At 38.4% G+C, this 18569-nt stretch carries 22 protein-coding genes; 10 read left to right on the forward strand and 12 right to left on the reverse strand.

Features of this window, described 5'->3' with window-relative positions; genetic code table 11:
- Positions 1 to 241: 241 nt before the first annotated feature.
- Genes SKA34_RS10260 through SKA34_RS10285 form a run of 6 tightly spaced genes read right to left on the reverse strand, consistent with a single transcriptional unit; the run spans position 242 to position 4962 of the window.
- Complete coding sequence (locus SKA34_RS10260) at positions 242 to 1081, reverse strand: heme ABC transporter ATP-binding protein (protein ID WP_006645453.1); 840 nt, start codon at positions 1079 to 1081, stop codon at positions 242 to 244.
- The gene (locus SKA34_RS10265; RefSeq protein WP_006645454.1) at positions 1078 to 2115 is read right to left on the reverse strand and encodes an iron ABC transporter permease; all 1038 of its coding nucleotides are present in this window, start codon (positions 2113 to 2115) and stop codon (positions 1078 to 1080) included. The genes SKA34_RS10260 and SKA34_RS10265 overlap by 4 nt, the downstream gene beginning before the upstream one ends.
- Positions 2116 to 2163: 48 nt before the next feature.
- Positions 2164 to 3033: a hemin ABC transporter substrate-binding protein gene (locus SKA34_RS10270; RefSeq protein ID WP_006645455.1), complete on the reverse strand. Its 870-nt coding sequence runs from the start codon at positions 3031 to 3033 to the stop codon at positions 2164 to 2166.
- Complete coding sequence (locus tag SKA34_RS10275; protein ID WP_006645456.1) at positions 3026 to 3451, reverse strand: biopolymer transporter ExbD; 426 nt, start codon at positions 3449 to 3451, stop codon at positions 3026 to 3028. Before SKA34_RS10275 ends, SKA34_RS10270 begins: the two co-directional genes overlap by 8 nt.
- Positions 3448 to 4149 carry a MotA/TolQ/ExbB proton channel family protein gene (locus tag SKA34_RS10280; RefSeq protein WP_006645457.1) on the reverse strand — a complete coding sequence of 234 codons (702 nt, stop codon included), beginning with the start codon at positions 4147 to 4149 and terminating at the stop codon, positions 3448 to 3450. The genes SKA34_RS10275 and SKA34_RS10280 overlap by 4 nt, the downstream gene beginning before the upstream one ends.
- 3 nt (positions 4150 to 4152) lie before the next feature.
- Positions 4153 to 4962, reverse strand: a complete 810-nt coding sequence (locus SKA34_RS10285) for an energy transducer TonB (protein ID WP_006645458.1) — start codon at positions 4960 to 4962, stop codon at positions 4153 to 4155.
- A gap of 378 nt (positions 4963 to 5340) precedes the next feature.
- On the opposite strand from SKA34_RS10285, the gene hutX reads away from it, so the two are divergent.
- The 3 genes from hutX to SKA34_RS10300 all read left to right on the forward strand — a co-directional run bounded on the left by hutX (position 5341) and on the right by SKA34_RS10300 (position 7081).
- Complete coding sequence (hutX, locus tag SKA34_RS10290; protein WP_006645459.1) at positions 5341 to 5856, forward strand: heme utilization cystosolic carrier protein HutX; 516 nt, start codon at positions 5341 to 5343, stop codon at positions 5854 to 5856.
- Positions 5857 to 5911: 55 nt separating this feature from the next.
- On the forward strand, positions 5912 to 6469 hold the full coding sequence (gene hutZ, locus SKA34_RS10295; RefSeq protein WP_006645460.1) for a heme utilization protein HutZ: 558 nt from the start codon (positions 5912 to 5914) through the stop codon (positions 6467 to 6469).
- Positions 6470 to 6673: 204 nt separating this feature from the next.
- Positions 6674 to 7081 carry a hypothetical protein gene (locus tag SKA34_RS10300; RefSeq protein WP_006645461.1) on the forward strand — a complete coding sequence of 136 codons (408 nt, stop codon included), beginning with the start codon at positions 6674 to 6676 and terminating at the stop codon, positions 7079 to 7081.
- Positions 7082 to 7165: 84 nt separating this feature from the next.
- Here SKA34_RS10300 and SKA34_RS23205 read toward each other — a convergent pair whose 3' ends face one another.
- The 3 genes from SKA34_RS23205 to SKA34_RS10310 form a co-directional block, all read right to left on the reverse strand.
- Complete coding sequence (locus SKA34_RS23205) at positions 7166 to 7336, reverse strand: hypothetical protein (RefSeq protein ID WP_006645462.1); 171 nt, start codon at positions 7334 to 7336, stop codon at positions 7166 to 7168.
- Positions 7326 to 8069: a trypsin-like serine protease gene (locus SKA34_RS10305; RefSeq protein WP_006645463.1), complete on the reverse strand. Its 744-nt coding sequence runs from the start codon at positions 8067 to 8069 to the stop codon at positions 7326 to 7328. The genes SKA34_RS23205 and SKA34_RS10305 overlap by 11 nt, the downstream gene beginning before the upstream one ends.
- A gap of 205 nt (positions 8070 to 8274) precedes the next feature.
- The gene (locus tag SKA34_RS10310; RefSeq protein ID WP_006645464.1) at positions 8275 to 8841 is read right to left on the reverse strand and encodes a hypothetical protein; all 567 of its coding nucleotides are present in this window, start codon (positions 8839 to 8841) and stop codon (positions 8275 to 8277) included.
- Positions 8842 to 9159: 318 nt separating this feature from the next.
- Here SKA34_RS10310 and hypB point away from each other — a divergent pair, with 318 nt between their 5' ends.
- The 5 genes from hypB to SKA34_RS10335 are packed head-to-tail and all read left to right on the forward strand — an operon-like array spanning position 9160 to position 12620.
- Positions 9160 to 9882, forward strand: a complete 723-nt coding sequence (gene hypB / locus SKA34_RS10315) for a hydrogenase nickel incorporation protein HypB (protein ID WP_006645465.1) — start codon at positions 9160 to 9162, stop codon at positions 9880 to 9882.
- A 5-nt stretch (positions 9883 to 9887) separates the two neighbouring features.
- Entirely contained in the window at positions 9888 to 10130 is a 243-nt protein-coding gene (locus SKA34_RS10320; protein ID WP_005368247.1) for a HypC/HybG/HupF family hydrogenase formation chaperone, read from the forward strand.
- The gene (gene hypD / locus SKA34_RS10325; RefSeq protein ID WP_006645466.1) at positions 10127 to 11245 is read left to right on the forward strand and encodes a hydrogenase formation protein HypD; all 1119 of its coding nucleotides are present in this window, start codon (positions 10127 to 10129) and stop codon (positions 11243 to 11245) included. The genes SKA34_RS10320 and hypD overlap by 4 nt, the downstream gene beginning before the upstream one ends.
- A 2-nt stretch (positions 11246 to 11247) precedes the next feature.
- Complete coding sequence (gene hypE, locus SKA34_RS10330) at positions 11248 to 12252, forward strand: hydrogenase expression/formation protein HypE (RefSeq protein WP_006645467.1); 1005 nt, start codon at positions 11248 to 11250, stop codon at positions 12250 to 12252.
- 26 nt (positions 12253 to 12278) lie between these two features.
- Complete coding sequence (locus tag SKA34_RS10335) at positions 12279 to 12620, forward strand: hydrogenase maturation nickel metallochaperone HypA (protein ID WP_006645468.1); 342 nt, start codon at positions 12279 to 12281, stop codon at positions 12618 to 12620.
- Between the two features lie 924 nt (positions 12621 to 13544).
- On the opposite strand, the gene SKA34_RS10340 is transcribed toward SKA34_RS10335, so the two are convergent.
- Positions 13545 to 14537 (reverse strand): LysR substrate-binding domain-containing protein, encoded by a 993-nt coding sequence (locus SKA34_RS10340; RefSeq protein WP_006645469.1) that lies wholly within the window; start codon positions 14535 to 14537, stop codon positions 13545 to 13547.
- Positions 14538 to 14606: 69 nt separating this feature from the next.
- On the opposite strand from SKA34_RS10340, the gene SKA34_RS10345 reads away from it, so the two are divergent.
- Together SKA34_RS10345 and SKA34_RS10350 are read left to right on the forward strand one after the other, a co-directional pair.
- The gene (locus SKA34_RS10345; protein ID WP_232284265.1) at positions 14607 to 15470 is read left to right on the forward strand and encodes an aminotransferase class IV; all 864 of its coding nucleotides are present in this window, start codon (positions 14607 to 14609) and stop codon (positions 15468 to 15470) included.
- A gap of 1 nt (position 15471) precedes the next feature.
- Positions 15472 to 16185 (forward strand): hypothetical protein, encoded by a 714-nt coding sequence (locus SKA34_RS10350; protein WP_006645471.1) that lies wholly within the window; start codon positions 15472 to 15474, stop codon positions 16183 to 16185.
- A 99-nt stretch (positions 16186 to 16284) separates the two neighbouring features.
- Here SKA34_RS10350 and SKA34_RS10355 read toward each other — a convergent pair whose 3' ends face one another.
- The gene (locus tag SKA34_RS10355; RefSeq protein ID WP_006645472.1) at positions 16285 to 18027 is read right to left on the reverse strand and encodes a hypothetical protein; all 1743 of its coding nucleotides are present in this window, start codon (positions 18025 to 18027) and stop codon (positions 16285 to 16287) included.
- Positions 18024 to 18569 carry a HyaD/HybD family hydrogenase maturation endopeptidase gene (locus SKA34_RS10360; protein WP_006645473.1) on the reverse strand — a complete coding sequence of 182 codons (546 nt, stop codon included), beginning with the start codon at positions 18567 to 18569 and terminating at the stop codon, positions 18024 to 18026. The genes SKA34_RS10355 and SKA34_RS10360 overlap by 4 nt, the downstream gene beginning before the upstream one ends.

Raw genomic sequence — 18569 nt, forward strand, 5'->3', positions numbered from 1 at the left:
AATTACATTGGATCATAAACAGCTAAAGCCGCAGTAAAATGCGGCATTAGAAGATAGAAACTTTTCTTACACTTTTTACATGTGTAATCGCTTGCGCTCACATTTTACTGTGTGTTTTGCGTTGTGCAATCTTTCTATTCAACTTGATTGAATTAATTGATCATTAAACGTAAAAACTCGATGTTTGTCATGCTAGTAGCGATATTTTACTGTCTACATATAGCCATAAACAGTTAACACATTAAAAAGCAGAATGATTGGCTGATAAAAGGTAAGGAAAATCAGCCGTTGGATGGGTATGAACACTTACGGGCCAACCATATAACATATCTATTATTTCAGGAGTAAGCACTTCTGTTGGTGTGCCATCGGCTTTTATTTTTCCTTCATTAAGGAAAATCATCCGATCAGTGTATTGTGCTGCAAGGTTCAAATCGTGCAATACCACAATCACAGCAGCGCCTTGCATAGCCATATTTTGGGCAATTTGTAAGGTGTGATGCTGGTGGGCGAGATCGAGTGCTGAGGTTGGTTCATCTAACATTAAGATACATTTATCACCTGCTTTACTCAGTTGAGTTAAAACTCGAGCAAGATGTACACGCTGTTTTTCACCACCCGATAAGGTGGGGTAGAGACGCTTAGCTAAATTGCTAATATCAACGTATTGCATGCTTGATGCTGTCGCATCTTTCAGCTCAGGCGACGTGAGTTGCAAAGGAATTGCGCCTAGCTCGACAACTTCTTTAGCGGTAAAGGCAAAAGATAATGCGCTATGTTGTGGGAGTACACCTAAGTGACATGCCAATTCCTCCCGAGCCCAATTATTAAGAGGTTGATCAAAGAAAGAGACCGTGCCTGATTTTGGTGTGATTTCACCACATAAGACTTTTAAAAGGGTACTTTTACCTGCACCATTTGGCCCAAGTAATGCGGTGACTTCTCCTGCATGAATATCAATATCAAGATGATCTAGTAGGACTTTATCACCAAATTGTAATGATAAGTCGCGAGCCTGAATAACACAGACTTTGTCGCTACTTACTGTAAAATCGACCTTTTCTGAATTACTTAACATCATGACATCTGACTCTTTTGATTGACTAACAAATAGATAAAGAAAGGCGCGCCTAACATGGCGGTGATGATCCCAACCGGCAGTTCTTGCGGTGAGAATGCGCTTCGAGCAATCATATCGGCAACCAAGAGGATTAATCCGCCAAGTAAAGCTGAAATTGGTAATAAGGTTTTATGATTTGGACCTGTTAGCATTCTACCCACATGAGGAATAACCAACCCAATAAAGCCAATTGGTCCACAAACGGCAACAGTAATACCCACTCCCGCAGCACACGTAATAATTAAATTACGCTTTAGTTTTTGCGTGTTAACACCCATATGTCGAGCTTCAGCTTCGCCTAATAACAATGCGTTTAAATTGCTGGTATGACGATAAAAGTAGATAAACAGTAAACCGAATGTGCAATAGGCTAGAATAATGCCTGTCCATGTTGCGCCAGCCAGTGAACCCATTGACCACAATGATAAGTCACGTAAGGCTTGATCGTCGGCAACATAATTGAGTAACCCTAATCCTGCGCCTGAAATCGCGGTTATTGCGACACCAGCGAGTAGCATGATCATCACCGATGTCCCGTTTTTATCAGTACCAAGGCGATAAACTAAAATTGTGCTGATTGCGCCGCCAACAAAGGCAAAAATAGGCACAATAGCGAAGTTTAAAAGCTGAGGGAATGACGCGGTGAGTGGAGCAAATAAGACAATGGCTAATGCAGCACCTAAGCCTGCACCGCCAGTGATACCGATGATCCCCGGATCAGCAAGCGGGTTGCGAAAGAGTCCCTGTAGTACAGCGCCACATATCGCTAAAATTGCACCAATAGCAAAGCAGAGTAGGGTACGTGGTAAACGAATTTGATGGATCACTAGGCTGACATGTTTAGCAAGTTCATGATCACCAGGTAATAGTGCTAACAAACTTTGTTTATAACTGATCGCCATAGGACCAATAACAATAGATGAAAGCCCAGCAAAAATAAGTAAAGCTGTACTTAATATATAAATATGATGGGCTGAGAAGCGTTTTGCATGCATGTAACAACAACCTTACGCACGAATAAATAGGGATGATAGAGGCGTAATTTAAGGATAAATAGCCTGATTAAGCTTTAAAGCTTCATCAACACTTTCGAGCCCTAAACCACCGATTAGCGCAGTACCTTTTATTGTAAGTAATGCATTATTTGTTGCAGCTGGTGTTGCGGCAATCAATGGCATTTTGGCAATAAGATCTTGCATGTTTTTGATCTTACTGGCAGTGCGCGTGCTCAACAAAATAATATCTGGTTGCATGGTAACAATAGCTTCACCTGAAATAGGCTTGTAGTTACTGATTGATGCTGCTGCAGGGTTTTTAGCACCAGCAAGTGTAATGATGCTATCTGCTGTGGTATTGCTTCCAGCAATGGTAATTGGGCGTCCATCATGGATCATTAAGAACAAGACTTTTTTAGGGGTCTTAATATTGGTTGTAACAGTATTAATTTTATTGAGCTGAACATTAAGTTTCTGTTTCAGCTTTTCAGCACGATCTTGATGATCAGTGAGTTTAGCAATCTGATCGATACGTATGAGTAGATCTTTGACCGTCTCCCCTGAATTAACAGTGTCAACTTCAACACCTGATTGCTCAAGCAGGTTAAGCGTGCTCTGTGGCCCCATTTCATCAGAACCAATAAGGTGAGTTGGAGATAAAGACATTAAGTTCTCTGCTGAAAGCTGGCGGTGGTAACCTACTTTAGGGGTAGATTTATCCACAAATCCTTTACTTGTTAAATCAACGGCGACTAATTGATCTTTAGCACCTAGGGCGTTAATGATTTGAGTAACTGAAGCACCAGCACTGATGATTTTATTTTTCTCAGCTGCTGAGTCAGTATCTGCTTGTGCGTAGCTACTAAGTCCTAACACTAGCGTCAATAAAGAGGTTTTTAATAGAGAGTGTTTATTCATTGTTTGATTCTTCCATAAGTAGCTGAGTCGCTTTGATATTATTTTCTTGCAAGAAAGCGAGTAATTTGAGCATTTGTTCAACAGAGGCTGCTTTATCTGCACCAACCACAACGGGTTTCGTTGGGTTAGCTTTCACTTCTTGCAACAAGGCTGTTTTGAAGTCATCCCATTGATTGATTTTCTTACCTTGTAGTGCCCAATAAGGTGCTTCTGAGACTAAATTAATAGCGATAGGATCGGCTTGGGTTGTCTGTAATGTTTTCGTTGCTGTTTGTGGTAAATCAACATCGAGGGCTTTAATTTTTACTGTGGCAGTTAACAGTAAAAACACCATGACAATAAAAATAATATCCAGTAATGGAGTCAGATCTGGATTCATTTCCTCAGTTTGGAAAACGCTACTGTTGGCTTTGATCATGATGCAGTCCCATTAACGGCAGGGTTTTGCTCACAGGTATCACAGGCTGATGTTTTCCCGTTTTCAGCGTCAACATTCATTCCTTCAAGCCAAAGGTTACAACGGTTTAAGCTGTGTTCTAATTTAGCCGTAATATTATCTGCCCATAGCCCAAGTAGTTGTGCACCAGTAATGGCAGGTAGTGCGATGATCAAACCAGCAGCCGTTGTTCGCATAGCAAGACCAAGGCCATCAGCAAGGTCGCTGGGAGTCACAGAGCCTGTGGAATGGGAAATACCAGTAAACATATCAATTAAGCCAAGTACTGTACCGAGTAAACCAAGTAACGGACTAATAACACCAATCAGACTTAATAGACGTAAACCTGAACGTAATTCAGTACGTTTTTGTATTAACCAAATAGCAGCGGCATCTTCACGTAAGGGTTTCGTGAAATTGCGATGCGCAATTAACATCGCAATCCCTTTATAAAGCAAAGGACGTTGCTGTTTTAGCTCTTCGGTTAACTTATCAAGCGCGTGTTCGTCGTGACGATTTTGTCGAGCAAGGAGTGCTGTAACTTTTGTTTTGCCTACACCGGTACATAACAAAACTTGAAACAGACGCTCAATTAAAATCATAACAGTGAGCACAGAACAAATAACAAGAGGCCAGGCCATTAGGCCAAGTTGTTGGTTAAGGTTGTCAATAAAAGGCATGATTTAATCCAATTTGAAACGAACGGGAATTTGAACACGGTGTGCAATAGCAATACCGTCAACAATATGGGGTGAAAAACGCCACTTTTTAATCGCTTTAAGTGCCGCATTATCAAGCACACTAGCGCCAGACGATTTAATCAATTTCTGTTTAACTTGATGACCATCTTTTGCAATCAGTACTTCAACTAAGACAGTGCCTTCAATTCCACGACGTTTTGCTAATCGTGGATACTTCACAGGGGAAGGTTTAGTGGCAAACGTGGGTTTTGAGACAAGTTGAGGTGAATTTGCTCCAACCGTTGTTTTTTTAGCTGTAGCTGGCTTATTTAATGCCAGTTTTGATGATACAGGCTTGCTAGAATTTGTTGGTTTAAGTTCAAATTTCTCAGTTTTTCGTTGGGCATTTGTTACGTTTTTAGTCGCTGTTTTTTTCTCAACTTTCTTCTGAATATTTTTCGTTACTACTGGCTTCTTTTCTATTTTTTTCGGGGCTTTCTTCTTGGTTTGAATAGGAGCCTTAAGTGTTTTCTTTTCAGGTTCTGATTTTTTTACCAACTTTTTCATTGTTGTTTTTGGTGTTGGCGTAGTTTTAGCAACAGGTTGAGGAGTCACTACGGCGGGTGGTTGCACCCTAGCAGGTTCAATGATGGGTTCTGGCTTTATATTAGGCAGTGATACTAAGTTGACGGCCACGCTTGTCGACTGTTCAAGAGGGACTGTAATGATCTTCTTCTCTGGCATTGCTGACACAATAAGGCTGTTAAAGAGAATAGAAGCACAGCCAGCAATGAGATAACGTTTAATATTCACAATATAAGCCTTATTGAACAGATGAAGGAATGTGAACTAAATGTTTAATTGCGGTTTTTAGCATGGTGTATTTCTTAATATAATTAATTTTATTCAATGGGTTAGGTTTATTTTATAAATGTAATACTAACGTTTATAACACGTATAACCTCATTATCCATGAAATGCGAATAATATCAATTATCATTTGCAATATTATTTAATCATTAATATCATGAGCAAAGCTAGCCGATAATGTAAAACTTAGACTTGCTCAATAAAGAGCGTGTAAGTAACAAAGGTTAAAGTAAAAATGCATAGAATTTATGGACGCAATAAATAGTTTTTTTCTATAGAAGCAAGCTATATAGAAAAATATCTAAAAGAAGGAAAACCAAGGTGTTTGAGCAATACACTCGTGAAGAATTGAAATTGAAAGTCGCTGCTTTATTAGCTGAAAATCCTAAGCTTCATGCTGTTTCGATCTCAGAGCAATTAGGCGTAACAGAAGGTGAGATTGTTATGTCTTACCCTGATGAGATGGTGTGCTTATTGCCAGGCCATTTAGCAAAAACAATTTTAGAATCGTTACCTGAATGGGGACCGGTGACTACGATTGTGCATTCAATGGGCTCTATTTTTGAAGTAAAAGCAGCATTCCCGAAAGGCAAAGAGGCGCGTGGATATTATAATTTAATGGGTAAAGAGGGCGAGTTACATGGTCACTTGCGTTTAGAGCATGTCTCGGACGTCGCGCTCGTCAGTAAACCCTTTATGGGGCAGGAAAGTTACTTCATCGGTTTTTTTGCCGTAACAGGTGAATGTGTATTTAAAGTCTATTTAGGTAGAGACAAACAACGTAACTTGTTCCCAGAGCAAATTGAGAAATTTAAGTTGTTAAAACAAATTAAATAAATTTAGTCGAAGAACTAGGTCAAAATAAAGCTAGTCAAATTGAGGAAGAAATATCATGAGTGAAGTAAAACAGGAACGTTTGCAAAATCGCCTTGGTCCTGAGATTAAAGAATTCCGCGAAGCATGCCAAACGCTACAATTAGCAACGGTAGATGCGAACGGTAAACCCAATGTGAGCTATGCACCGTTTGCTTTGCTTGATGATGGTTATTATGTGCTAATTAGCCAAATTGCTAAACATGCAAGAAATCTACTTGAAAATCCGCAAGTCTCTTTAATGATGATTGAAGACGAATCTGCATCTAAAGTACTTTATGCCCGTAAGCGTCTAACCTTTGAAGCTGATGTAAGTGTGATTGAGCGTAAATCTGAGCGTTGGCATCAAGGGGTGGCTGCGTTGCAAACTCGTTTCGGTGAAATTGTAGAAGGCTTAAGTGGTTTAGAAGACTTTTCATTGTTCCGTTTAGCACCGACTCAAGGTTTATTTGTTAAAGGCTTTGGCCAAGCATTCCAAGTGAGTGGTGATGATTTAGTAGATTTTGTTCATCTACAAGAAGGTCACCGTCGCGTTAAAGACGGCAGTGAGATCGAGTCGGCAGAAGAAAAACTATAGCATTTCAAGCCACTCTCTTATAAATGCCTGTGCAGAAATGTACGGGCATTTGTTTGTTTAGGGTGTTATAGCAGACTTTAGTGAAGTGTAAATAGCCTGTTTTGATCCCGATCATTCTAATTTTCAGCGATACTTGAAGTCGCTGAAATACCTGTGATAATCGGAGGGAAATCATTACCTTTATTGCAGATTTGGATTAACGTTATGACACAAGATAATAAAAAAGGCGTGTGGTTTGCGTATATTGCAAGCTTTCTTACTCCGTTTACACTGCTTACCTCAGGTATTGTGGCAATCATTTATGCAGGGTACCAATTAAACAAAGGTACTGATGAGCTAACATATAGTCACTATTATTCCATTATCCGTAGCTTCTTTTTGTTCTTTACATTTTTCGTGTTATTGGGTGTAACAGCGGCAACAACAACGGGTATAGCTGCCGGCGCTGATTATTGGTTGCAAGGTTCAATGCTTCACGATGTCATGAATAGTGTGTTAAATGTTCTGCCATTTGTAGGTGGTACCATTGCTATTGTAGCTGCGTTTTATTGGTTATTTAAAATTGTTAAAGGCATGAGAATGCTAAGTCAAGATAAACCTTTGTGCTTGTAACTTATTAGAATAAAAGAAAAGAGTGGCTTTATAGCCACTCTTTTTTTGCTTTGAGTTAATTGAAAGAGCTTATAAACAACATGTTTAACTCATTAGCAGTCGGTTATTAATCGTCATTACGCCATTGTTGATGATGTATGGTGCACGATACGCTGTAGATTCAACTGTGATCACTTCCGGAACAGAGCAATTATTCCAATCACATACATCACCACAATCTAGTACACCCTCAGGACACTCAGGATTAACGTTCAACGCAGGTACCTTCAGCTTCACAAGCAAGCGTATCTAATAACGTTTGGCGATCAATCCAATTGACTGTTTCACCAGAGTTTTGGCGAATAATACGGTCGATTTTATTCGCAATACTGGCTGTTTGAATTGCTAGGTAACGAGTGTGAGTCAAACCAATTTGTACATCACCCAAGTTATGCGTTTTTATTACCCATGCACTACCTTTCAAATCTTTCTCGAATTCAACAGGTCTTGTATTATGGCGAAGCGTTTTCTTTTTTTTACCTTTGATGTTAAATGTTGTGCTTTCGTAGCGGTCTTTAACAATTTCTGCTGAAAAACGACCATGCTCAGGTAAAAGAGGTTCACGTAAAAGGGTAATGTCTGAGAGCATAACGTTTGAACTTGTTGTAATAGGTTCATCTAATTGAAGAAGAACAAATTTTTTCTTCTTAAATTTATAGGCTTTTTTGACTGATATTAGATAAGTCACATCGAAGTAATCAGCCATAGCAGCGACATAGGTTTTAGCTGAACTGTCATTTTCAATACATTTTAATCCGGTTAATACCCAACTAGGACTGATTAACGTACCTTGGCAGTTGATGCTTGTTAATGTATTTGTGTTATAGGTATCAACCTGAACGCTATATTTATATTTTTCAGGGGGATTGATGGGAGGAGATATAGCATAGGAGAATGCTGAAAAGGTGAATAACAATATTGATATTGATAGTTTTACTAATAAAATCATAATATTACCTTTCTGTTGGAATGATTGTAACAGTTGGGGTAGTTATTAAGCTCTTTCGTGATTAACCTTAGTAATAATAATGTTTATTAGCAATGAGAATATGATTTTTTTTTTTAACTTTTTTGTCATTAATAATTTATAGAAAAGCTAATAAATAAAAAAAGGATAGCCATGGCTATCCTTTTTTATTCATTAATAGTAATAATTAACTTTTAAATTGTTTCACTAAGCTATCTAATTCAGTAAGCAGTTTCTCTGCTTTAGGATCTTGCTTTTTCATCGCTGTAAGTACATCTTTTTGTACTTGTTTGTCTTGCTTGCTAATTGCAGAATCAGACAGGATAGATTTCTGTTGTTTCGCTAATTCCGTACGAATGCTGGTAAATTCTTTGATAAGCTCAGTACGCTTCGCATTAGATAAATCACCTTTACGTGCTTCAAGTTGGATTTCTTGAGCGCGTTTGATTAGCTTCTCTGGGTTGTAACCTTTCTCTTTTACTTTGTTGTTAAAAGCTGTTTCGTAAGCTTTTAGCTCTTTCACTAATTCAGGGTGAGATTGAAGAGTCTGATGACGGATACCCGCAAGCTCTTGTTGAATTACACCAATACGGTTAGCAATATTTTGCTGCTGAGCTGTAATTTGAGGAGCAGCAGCTGGAACAACGGCAGTCTCTTTTGCCATAGCAGGAGCTGCGGTAAATACGCATGCAAGTGCTAGAGGAACAGCAGCTTTTAGTAGCTTTGATTTTAAGCTTGATGTTTTAGTATGCATATGAATTTCTCTTTAATTATGTTGATATCGCTAATATACGATGCGTTTCAATCTGTATTGTCAGATGATAGTCAGTAAGCCTGAATATAATCTGACAATTGCTCGTATTGCTTGCGCATTAACTTTTATTACTAATATCGTAAATCATAGTTCTACACAAATAAATCGTCATACAATTGCAATATTCTTCTATAGCATAGATAATTAAAGATAAATTTTTGGTTATGGTTGATTAAATAACCACTTTATACCTTTTAGTATTTTAATGTTTACCTCTTATCTCTTTTAGTCGGTAAACTGATGTTGGTTGGAGCTCCTATGTGTCAAGATTGCGGTTGTTCACTCGCTGGTGGTGATCATCACCAATTACAAGCAAACCCTCAGCTTAATGATAAAAAAACATTATCAGTTATTCATAAAATCCTAGATAAAAATGATGTAGAAGCGGCACATAATCGTGCACATTTTAATGCAAAAAATGTGACTGCATTTAATTTAATGAGTAGCCCTGGCAGTGGTAAAACTTCGCTATTAGAACATCTGCATCAGTATACGCCGCTGAAATATGCAGTTGTTGAAGGTGACTTAGAAACATCACTCGACGCTGAACGATTAAAAGCACAGGGTATTAATGCATACCAAATTCAAACAGGCTCGGCCTGCCATCTTGATGCGTTTATGGTGCATTCCGCACTTCATCATATTGAATTAGATGATCTTGATATTTGTTTTGTTGAAAACGTCGGTAATCTTGTTTGTCCAGCGAGTTACGATGTGGGTACTCATAAAAATATCGTTTTGCTCTCAGTACCAGAAGGCGATGACAAAATTGAAAAATACCCAGTGATGTTCCGCCGCGCTGATGTAGTTCTTATCACTAAGTGTGATTTATTACCGTATTTTGATTTCAGTATTGAAGAAGCAAAAGCGCAACTACAAAAACTTAACCCTAATGTTGAAGTTATTTCATTATCAACCCACGATCTTGAAAGCTTCCAACCGCTTGTATCATGGATTAACAACAATCTTATTGAAGGATAATTATCATGTGTTTATCGATTCCTTCTCAGGTTGTTGAGTTACATCCAGAAGAAAATAGTGTCACGGTTGATACCATGGGAGTTAAGCGAACAGTAAGCTGTCATCTATTAACTGAGCCTTTGGCGTTAGGGGATTATGTATTAATCCATATTGGTTTTGTGATGAGCAAAATTGATGATAAAGATGCTCAAGAAAGTTTAGAAATGTATCGCTTACTGTTAGCAGAAGCAGGGCCATTAGCATTATGAGTTTTGAATTAAAACAGCTATATCAAGGCTTTCGTGATGCTGATACTGTACTGAGTTTAGCCGAGCAAATAAAAGCCATTGCGCCACAATTACCAGAGCCTTTAAAAGTGATGGAAGTGTGTGGCGGCCATACACATACCATCATGAAGTATGGTTTAAAGCAGTTACTGCCTGAGAATATTGATTTTATTCATGGTCCCGGTTGTCCTGTTTGTGTCATGCCCAAAGAGCGTATTGATCATGCCGCCGCACTGGCATGCCAACCCAACGTTATTTTAGTTACCCTTGGCGATATGATCCGCGTTCCGGGTTCAAAAGGTAGTTTGGCGCAATATCGTGCTAAAGGCTGTGATATTCGACCGATCTACGATCCGCTTGATTGCTTAGCTATTGCGACAGAAAACCCAGATAAAGAGGTGGTTTTCTTCGCCATTGGTTTTGAAACCTCAACACCTATGACCGCAGTTTTAGTTGAGCTGGCCGAGCAACGCCAAATCAATAATCTCTATTTTCACATTAATCATGTATTAGTGCCGCCAGCAGTTGATGCGGTAATGGCTGATCCAGGGGTTAAAGTGAATGCATTTATTGGTCCGTCACATGTGAGTGTGATTGAAGGGGCGAAGATTTATCGTCCATTGGTAGATAAATACAATACACCTGTTGTGGTTGCAGGTTTTGAGCCCGTTGATGTCATGGAATCTATTCTACGTATCACTAAACAAAAAATCGCAGGCGAACCGGAACTCGATGTGCAATATACGCGTGCAGTAACAGAAGAGGGGAATATGATTGCTCAACAAGCGGTTAAACGTTGTTTTGATGTGCGTGATAGTTTCCGCTGGCGTGGCTTAGGGCCTATTGCTAACTCAGCTTTAAAACTCAATGCTGCTTATCAACACCGTGATGCTGAAATTATTTTTGCAGACTGCTTACCTATGACACCGATTGATGATCATAAAGCATGTCAATGCGGTGATATTCTTCGCGGCCTAGCTAAACCTCAAGATTGCAAAGTCTTTGGACGTGGTTGTACACCGCAAACACCACTAGGTAGCTGTATGGTGAGCTCTGAAGGTGCATGTAATGCTTATTTCCGTTACCGAGGTGTTTAATAATGACTGATATTGATTTAACAACCCTATCTACGTCCAAGTCGATTCAATTAAGTCATGGTGGCGGTGGTCAGGAAATGAATAAGCTAATCAAAGGCTTATTCTTTAAAGCGTTTGATAACGACATCCTTCGTAATGAAGAAGATGCTGCGGTTTTAACACTGGATGGTAAAACAGCTTTTACTACTGATTCTTTTACGGTTTCGCCATTGTTTTTTGCTGGTGGCAATATCGGTAAATTAGCCATTGCAGGTACGGTGAACGACCTTGCAATGATGGGCGCAAAACCTCAGTATTTGAGTTGCAGTGTGATCATCGAAGAAGGCTTTGATGTTGCTAATCTAAAAACGATTGTTGATAGCATGGCAAATGAGCTCAGTATTTCTGGCGCTAAAATCGTGTGTGGTGATACTAAAGTTGTGCCGAAAGGTTGTGCGGATGGTTTGTTCATCAATACCACTGGTGTTGGCACTATTACTCAACCTGATATTTCGGTACGTAACCTAAAACAGGGTGATGCAATCATTGTTTCTCGTGATATTGGTCGACATGGCGCCGCTATTTTAATGGCACGTGAAGGGCTAACGCTAGAGTCTGAACTTATCAGTGATTGCAATACCTTATGGCCTGCTGTTGAGGCATTAATTGCCGCTGATCTTGATATTCATGCAATGCGTGATGCCACGCGTGGTGGTTTGTCTGCGGTACTTAACGAATGGGCGCAGGCGTCTGACATTGGCATCAATGTGGTTGAAGATGATGTGCCTGTTAGTGAAGAGGTACGTGGGCTTTGTGAGTTATACGGTTTTGAACCGTTTGATCTTGCAAACGAAGGAACATTTATTATCGCACTACCACAAGAACAAGCAGAAAAAGCATTAGAAGTATTAAGCGCATTTGCTGCGTGTGGTGATGCTGCCATTATCGGTGAAGTCAGTGACGATTATGCAGGTCGCGTAATTTTAACTAGCGGATGGGGCAGTCGTCGTTATTTAGATCTACCGTAAGGTGAGTTACTTCCGAGGATCTGTTAATGCATGAATATTCCATTGTTGGTGCTTTAATTGAACAATGCGAACAACATGCAGAAGATAATGAGGCGACTAAAGTGACTCGTGTTGCTATAAAAGTCGGCATTTTAAGTGGTGTTGAACCTGCGTTATTAGACACAGCCTTTCAAACCTTTAAGTTAGAAGGGGTTTGTCATGACGCTATATTTGAAATGCAGCTCCAACCATTAGTATTATCATGTTTCGAGTGTGGTCAAGAAACCACCCATAACGAGCGCAGCATTATTTGCAACCATTGCCAAAGTAATCGTACACAGGTTATTGATGGAGAAGATTTAATGCTAATGCAGCTAGAACTTGAGTAACATCACGTTTAAAGATGTTTTCTAATAAAAAGGCAGTACTGATTTAATCGGTACTGCCTTTTTTATTCGTTCTGTTTGTTATTTGTTATTCAATCCAATTGATGCAAGATTGATTTGTGCCGCATAACCTTGTTTGAATCATCTCAAATCTCGAGTTCTTAGTGAGCTTTAGGAATATAGCGCGCGAGAAGAGAATTTCTAACCCATAACCATTAACACTTAGGGACTATTATAAAGTCTAATGTCTATATTTATGATTTTGCATGTGACAATGTCACTTAAATTATTACGGAGCCTTTGTGAGTACAATTGAAAATATTTTTGATTAAATATCTTTCAATTGGTTTAAGAGATTTCAAGGGTAACGTCGTTATGCAATTCAAGATTATATTACCAGTTAATGAATTTACCTTTTATTAACAAGTTAAAGCTACGCGTGAGTATTGGCTGACTATTTATTTTGACTTTTCTATCACTATAAAGTGTAGTGATATAAGAAAGATGTGTTGCTACATTATGCTATTAAATGAAAAATAAGCCATATTAAATGCAAGGGAAATCATGGCTTTGATAGGGGTAAAAAAAAGCCCCATCGTTAAATGAGGCTTAATAATCAATGCATTCTGATTATTTCTAGGCAAAGGGCCTAATTACCGGCTAGGTATGAAATCAATCTAGATGATTCTAAAGATAATTAAAATCACATTATAATTATTTTGAGATCTTGGTGCCTTGGTGTCTAGTTTTTTATGTTGATCATGTTGCGTATTTGTAATTAATACACAATCTTCGTCAAAATAATGACGATATTTTAGCTGTTCTCATTATTAAATGAATGACTGATTATAAATATTCATTTGATTTCTTTATCTTGCACCATGCTGCTTTTAGAGCAAGCTAATCTTAATGTGACTAACGTTATGTTCATAAAATGCCTTTTCTACGCTCAGAAGTATCGAAGCCGAGATCTATAAGGTATTGTTCCATTTCTTGATTATCTTGCTTAATTTGTTGATATAGCCAGTTAAGATAATTCTGCTGTAATGCCTGATAGTGTCTATTGGGTTGACTGAGAAGCACATATCGTAATCCTGTTACTATTGGCATGCTAAACGGGATGACGAGGCGCCCATTAGTGAGTGCTTCAAAAGCAAATAGAAAGTCACAGACTAAAACGCCTAAACCATTTTCTGCAGCAGACAATGCCATATCCAATGTTTCAAACTCATAACCTATTGTTGTATCTAAATCATGGAGGTGCATAGCATTAGCCCACGCTTCCCAATGAATGTGACCATCTAATCGAGTATGCAGTAAAGTATGATTAACAAGATCTTGTGCTGACTTTATCTGACCATTGCGTGCAAGGTAATCAGGTGAAACGACGACAAATAGCGATTCTTCGCGTAGTAATTCAGTTCGCAAATTATTAAATGGGTAATTAATACAAGCATGAATGACTAATTGATTGGGCTCTGTTTGAATATAGTCTTGGATAGTCCGTAACCACGTCGTTTCGATATGCAGTGATAGTTCAGGTAGGTTTTTGTGAAGTAGCTCCATACGTGGAATTAACCAGCGACTCGCAAAGGTTGGCGGTGCCTGTAAGCGTAATTGACCAGCTTGCCCTTGAATCGTGTCAATAGCTTGTTGAAGGCAGTCTAATGCCTCTATGCAGCCTGTATAAAATAAACGTCCAGTGTCTGTTAAATCAATCTTTTGCCCTTTTCTTATAAAGAGAGATGTATTTAAAAATCGTTCTAAACCTTTTATTTGTTTGCTAACACCACTTTGTGTAATCGAAAGTTCTTCTGCCGCCAGTGTAAAGTTCAAGTGGCGTGCCGCAGACTCAAAAACACGGATGGATTGCTGTGATGGTAGCTGTTGATAACGATGCCTAGTATAACTTTTTGTCATGATTGAATAACCATAAGTCGTTTGTTCATAGCATAATCATCGCATAATCTTATGCCATTAGGTAGTTTGATGATTATAAGAATGACTGAGAGGAATAATATGAGCTTGGCATTTTTTAATGGTAAATACATGCCTTTAAATGAAGTTGCGATATCACCGTTTGATCGCGGCTTTTTATTTGGTGATAGTATTTATGAGGTTATACCTGTATATGGCGGAAAGATGCTAGAGGGCGAACTTCATCTTCAGCGTTTATTGAATGGTTTAAGTGCAGTTGGTATTAAATCACCTTATAGCTTACTCTATTGGAGAGAGCTGATAAGTAATATAATTATTGAAGTTGAAGCAACTCAGATGATTTATATCCAAGTAACACGAGGAGTTGAAGAATCGAGAAATCATCGTTTTCCTATCAAGGTTGCGCCGTCAATTTTGATCTTTACAACTCCATTTACTTCTACTGTTGATCTTTCATATCCAGGTTGTTCTGCAACATTACAAACTGATAAGCGATGGCAGAATTGTCATATAAAAGCAACGAGCTTATTAGCGAATGTGATGGCATATCAGCAACTTTATTTAGAGGGGAGACCACAGGATGAAGCGTTATTTATCCGTAATGGATGCGTAGTTGAAGCTGCTAGCAGTAATTTGTTTATGGTCAAAGATAAGGTCATTTATACTCCTCCGATTGATAATATTTTACCGGGAATTACGCGGCATATCATTCTTCAAATAGCTAAAGAATTGCGTTATCAAGTCTATGAAATAGCCCCTGATGCAAACACATTGAAAAAAGCTGATGAAGTATGGGTCTCTAATTCTATTGAAGAACTTAAACCTGTAATAAGGATTGATGATCACTGTATTGGTTCTGGACAGCCTGGTGAGGTATGGCGTGAGTTTTGGTTACACTATCAAAGTAAGAAATAGGATGGATATGAAGTATAACAATCAATTGAGTTTTGACAGTGGATTAAAATTGCGAAATATAATTATAGTGATGGTGCTTGCTCTTTTAACAACTAAGGGAAATGCAGCATCATTTAATTCAGAGGTATGGAAAAGCAATAAAGTTGGTTTATTTCCTATGGTAATTAGTAATATGGGAAATAGTGTTGCAGCTTATGATGCCGATTTTAATATGATTACATTTTTTACTCAAGAGAACAAAGAAACGTGTTTAAATATGAATAACACTGATCTTATTATTAATAATAAACCGATAAAAGTTAAATCCATATATAGTTATCATAACTGTTTAATTCAAGCGAAAAATAAAAAAGATTCAGCTTATATAGTAAGTCAGTTTAAAGATAAATCAAAAGTTGATGTTGGCCCACTGCATTTTAGTGCCATTGGCTTTAACGATGAGGCTGTTTTAACAAATATCGATGAAACAGTTAGTTGGGGTTTTAAAAAGGAAAAAGAATTAAATTTTAAATCTATAGGTGCAATGGATGGATGGGAAGGTGAAAAGGTTGAGTTATATCAATATAGCCGTAGTAATAATATTACTTTAGATGTTTTTGAAGCAGAGGTATTAGATCAACATGGAACGAATTGGTTTGAAGTCTGCCAATTTAAAAACTTATTGATGTTAAGTAGTGGCGATAAAGCATGTAAAGCCTTAATGCATCATCTATAGATGTTCATCATAATTTAAAATAACCATTGAATATAAATATTAGAACGTAAACTTAATAATAAAGCTCTATAACAGTAGAGCTTTATTATTTTTATTTAATTAACGACGACGCATTTTTAAATATAACGCGCCAGCACTTAGGTTACTACCGTCGAGTTCTAATTGACGGTTAACCGTAATGGTAAAGTTTTTACCCACACGGAGTGATAGACGTTCAGTCAACACTTCATTGGCAAAATCACTGCCAGCTAAAACAACAGCATTTAAACCTGTAGTTTCATCTATACGCTCGAGCCAATTAGCAATATAGTCAGCGAGTGAATCCATGATACCAAAAGCAAGTTTATCGAGCTCTGATTCATCAACAACTAAACAAAAGCTCATTAGGCTCCCCAATGTTTTTGCCCATTCAATCGTGCGCTTGCCATCCACCATATCTAATGAGTAATCAACACGATGACCTTTTTGACCACTGTTCTGTAATGCTTTAGCGATCAGTGCATCGTTTAAGTATTGAATACTATTAGTACTAGATGTTGATAAGCCAAGAATGGTGGCCGCAACAGCAAATAAACCTGATAGCTGATTATGACTATCAGTAAGGTTAATTTGGCTTAGGGCTTGATAGTTATAAGGTAGCGACTCTTTAAATTTGGCAAGAATCGCTGCTTGTTCTCCTGCTGCCATTAGGCGAATAATTTCATGACCTGTTTGTGGCAAGCTAGGTAAAACTAAAAAGCTATCTGTACGGGTAAATTTATCTTGGCAAACAATTTCACCTGCAGCGTATCGACCAAAATAAATAACAGCGGTATTTCGTCCATTTCCTGATTCAATATTACCGCCATGTAATGCACAAATAGGCAGCGCATGAGAGGGGACATCGTTTGGATGATTTGGCTTATAATCGAAATGAATTCGACGTTTATGCCAATAGGCATTTAAGCCATTAATGCAAGCTTGATCGTGTAAGGGTTCAAGTGCTTTGATAGACAAAGGAAGATCAAGTTCAGGATCGCTATCGACTTGGCTCCAACCTTTTTCTATCCATGTAATTAAAGGTTGCCAATGGTTGGTATTAATAAATACGAAATCAACGCCTTGTTGACGTAAAATTTCAGTAAATACTGTTAGTACGCGATTATAGCTAAAACATAAATCATACAAGGGGGCTTGTAACTGTCGATGTTGTGTTCTGGGTTGTACCGTAACGCGCGGTTTCTCAAGGCTTGATAACGCGAGTACGTGCTCTGATGGAGTAAAGAAATGCAAAGGTACATTATTAGGATTACAGATCAGAATTTGTGGGCGTTCTTGCGATGAGGTTAAAACCGGTGTTGTACTGAGTTGGAATTCCTGATGCTTACCTTGCTCTGTGGTTAAGGTAAATAACACATTGCCAGTGGTAAGAATATCATTAGCCCAAACTTTTAATTGGCTGATGCTAACTGCTTGATGTAAACGCTGCTCACCATGACAACATGCACAAGGTAATGCTAGCTCACCAAATCGTGGCGATTGGTTATCGCCTAATAATGGCTCGCAATGTTGGCAAAAAGGTAAGTGATGTTGAGTATTAATCAGAGGAACAACACTGCCTTCACGATGGATGATTTCTTCCACTTTAGATTCAACTAACCAAATGGAAAGCAGGAAATCATTGGCAATTTTTTCTGCTAATGCTTCAAGTTGTGCTTGTTCACCAACCGCTTCAATTAGATAACGATTTTTAACAAAACCAATGGTCATTTCATAAGGTTCATTGGCTAAATAGTCATTACATAATTGCGCATAAAACGGCACTTGGCGTGAGCATTTAAAAGAAAATTGAACTAATTTCATGCATCTACTCCTCGTTTATAAGCGGTTGGGATCAAGCTATTAATCTCAATATTGTTTACGCGTTCGCAGCTAATACCCAGATCCGTTAAATGCTTCAGAATGGCTGATTCCATGGTAGGAATAGCAGCATAAATTTTAGGTGTTAGTCCTAAATGCATCGGTTCGAGTACAGTAGGGGTAACACCTAATACGAATGTTTTAGGGCGATCGCCGACCAATTCCATCATGATCAATGTTTGAAGCATTTCTACTTCATGGGCACTGCCTTGCCAGTCGATCTCAGGTGGCGCTTTATCAAAATCGAAAAAGTACACTTCGCCAGCATCTACACCAGCAGCATTAACAGTATCAATCACAATAAGGTGATCATATTGGGTTAAGGTTGGGATCAAACTATGCGCAAGGGTACCACCATCCACGAGATCAATCTGATGTTCTGGGTGTGAAAAGCGGTAGTTTTCGGTGAGGTAATTGACGAAATGTACGCCGACTCCTTCGTCGGCGTACAAGACATTGCCAATACCAAGTAGCAATATCTTCAT

Source organism: Photobacterium sp. SKA34 (genome assembly GCF_000153325.1).
Classification (GTDB): domain Bacteria; phylum Pseudomonadota; class Gammaproteobacteria; order Enterobacterales; family Vibrionaceae; genus Photobacterium.

Coding starts and splice junctions, on each gene's coding strand:
- SKA34_RS10260 (WP_006645453.1), bottom strand. CDS start 1,081: ATGATGTTAAGTAATTCAGAAAAGGTCGATTTTACAGTAAGTAGCGAC.
- SKA34_RS10265 (WP_006645454.1), bottom strand. CDS start 2,115: ATGCATGCAAAACGCTTCTCAGCCCATCATATTTATATATTAAGTACA.
- SKA34_RS10270 (WP_006645455.1), bottom strand. CDS start 3,033: ATGAATAAACACTCTCTATTAAAAACCTCTTTATTGACGCTAGTGTTA.
- SKA34_RS10275 (WP_006645456.1), bottom strand. CDS start 3,451: ATGATCAAAGCCAACAGTAGCGTTTTCCAAACTGAGGAAATGAATCCA.
- SKA34_RS10280 (WP_006645457.1), bottom strand. CDS start 4,149: ATGCCTTTTATTGACAACCTTAACCAACAACTTGGCCTAATGGCCTGG.
- hutZ (WP_006645460.1), top strand. CDS start 5,912: ATGAGTGAAGTAAAACAGGAACGTTTGCAAAATCGCCTTGGTCCTGAG.
- SKA34_RS10300 (WP_006645461.1), top strand. CDS start 6,674: ATGACACAAGATAATAAAAAAGGCGTGTGGTTTGCGTATATTGCAAGC.
- SKA34_RS10305 (WP_006645463.1), bottom strand. CDS start 8,069: ATGATTTTATTAGTAAAACTATCAATATCAATATTGTTATTCACCTTT.
- SKA34_RS10310 (WP_006645464.1), bottom strand. CDS start 8,841: ATGCATACTAAAACATCAAGCTTAAAATCAAAGCTACTAAAAGCTGCT.
- hypB (WP_006645465.1), top strand. CDS start 9,160: ATGTGTCAAGATTGCGGTTGTTCACTCGCTGGTGGTGATCATCACCAA.
- SKA34_RS10320 (WP_005368247.1), top strand. CDS start 9,888: ATGTGTTTATCGATTCCTTCTCAGGTTGTTGAGTTACATCCAGAAGAA.
- hypD (WP_006645466.1), top strand. CDS start 10,127: ATGAGTTTTGAATTAAAACAGCTATATCAAGGCTTTCGTGATGCTGAT.
- hypE (WP_006645467.1), top strand. CDS start 11,248: ATGACTGATATTGATTTAACAACCCTATCTACGTCCAAGTCGATTCAA.
- SKA34_RS10335 (WP_006645468.1), top strand. CDS start 12,279: ATGCATGAATATTCCATTGTTGGTGCTTTAATTGAACAATGCGAACAA.
- SKA34_RS10340 (WP_006645469.1), bottom strand. CDS start 14,537: ATGACAAAAAGTTATACTAGGCATCGTTATCAACAGCTACCATCACAG.
- SKA34_RS10345 (WP_232284265.1), top strand. CDS start 14,607: ATGATTATAAGAATGACTGAGAGGAATAATATGAGCTTGGCATTTTTT.
- SKA34_RS10350 (WP_006645471.1), top strand. CDS start 15,472: ATGGATATGAAGTATAACAATCAATTGAGTTTTGACAGTGGATTAAAA.
- SKA34_RS10355 (WP_006645472.1), bottom strand. CDS start 18,027: ATGAAATTAGTTCAATTTTCTTTTAAATGCTCACGCCAAGTGCCGTTT.
- SKA34_RS10360 (WP_006645473.1), bottom strand. CDS start 18,569: ATGAAGATATTGCTACTTGGTATTGGCAATGTCTTGTACGCCGACGAA.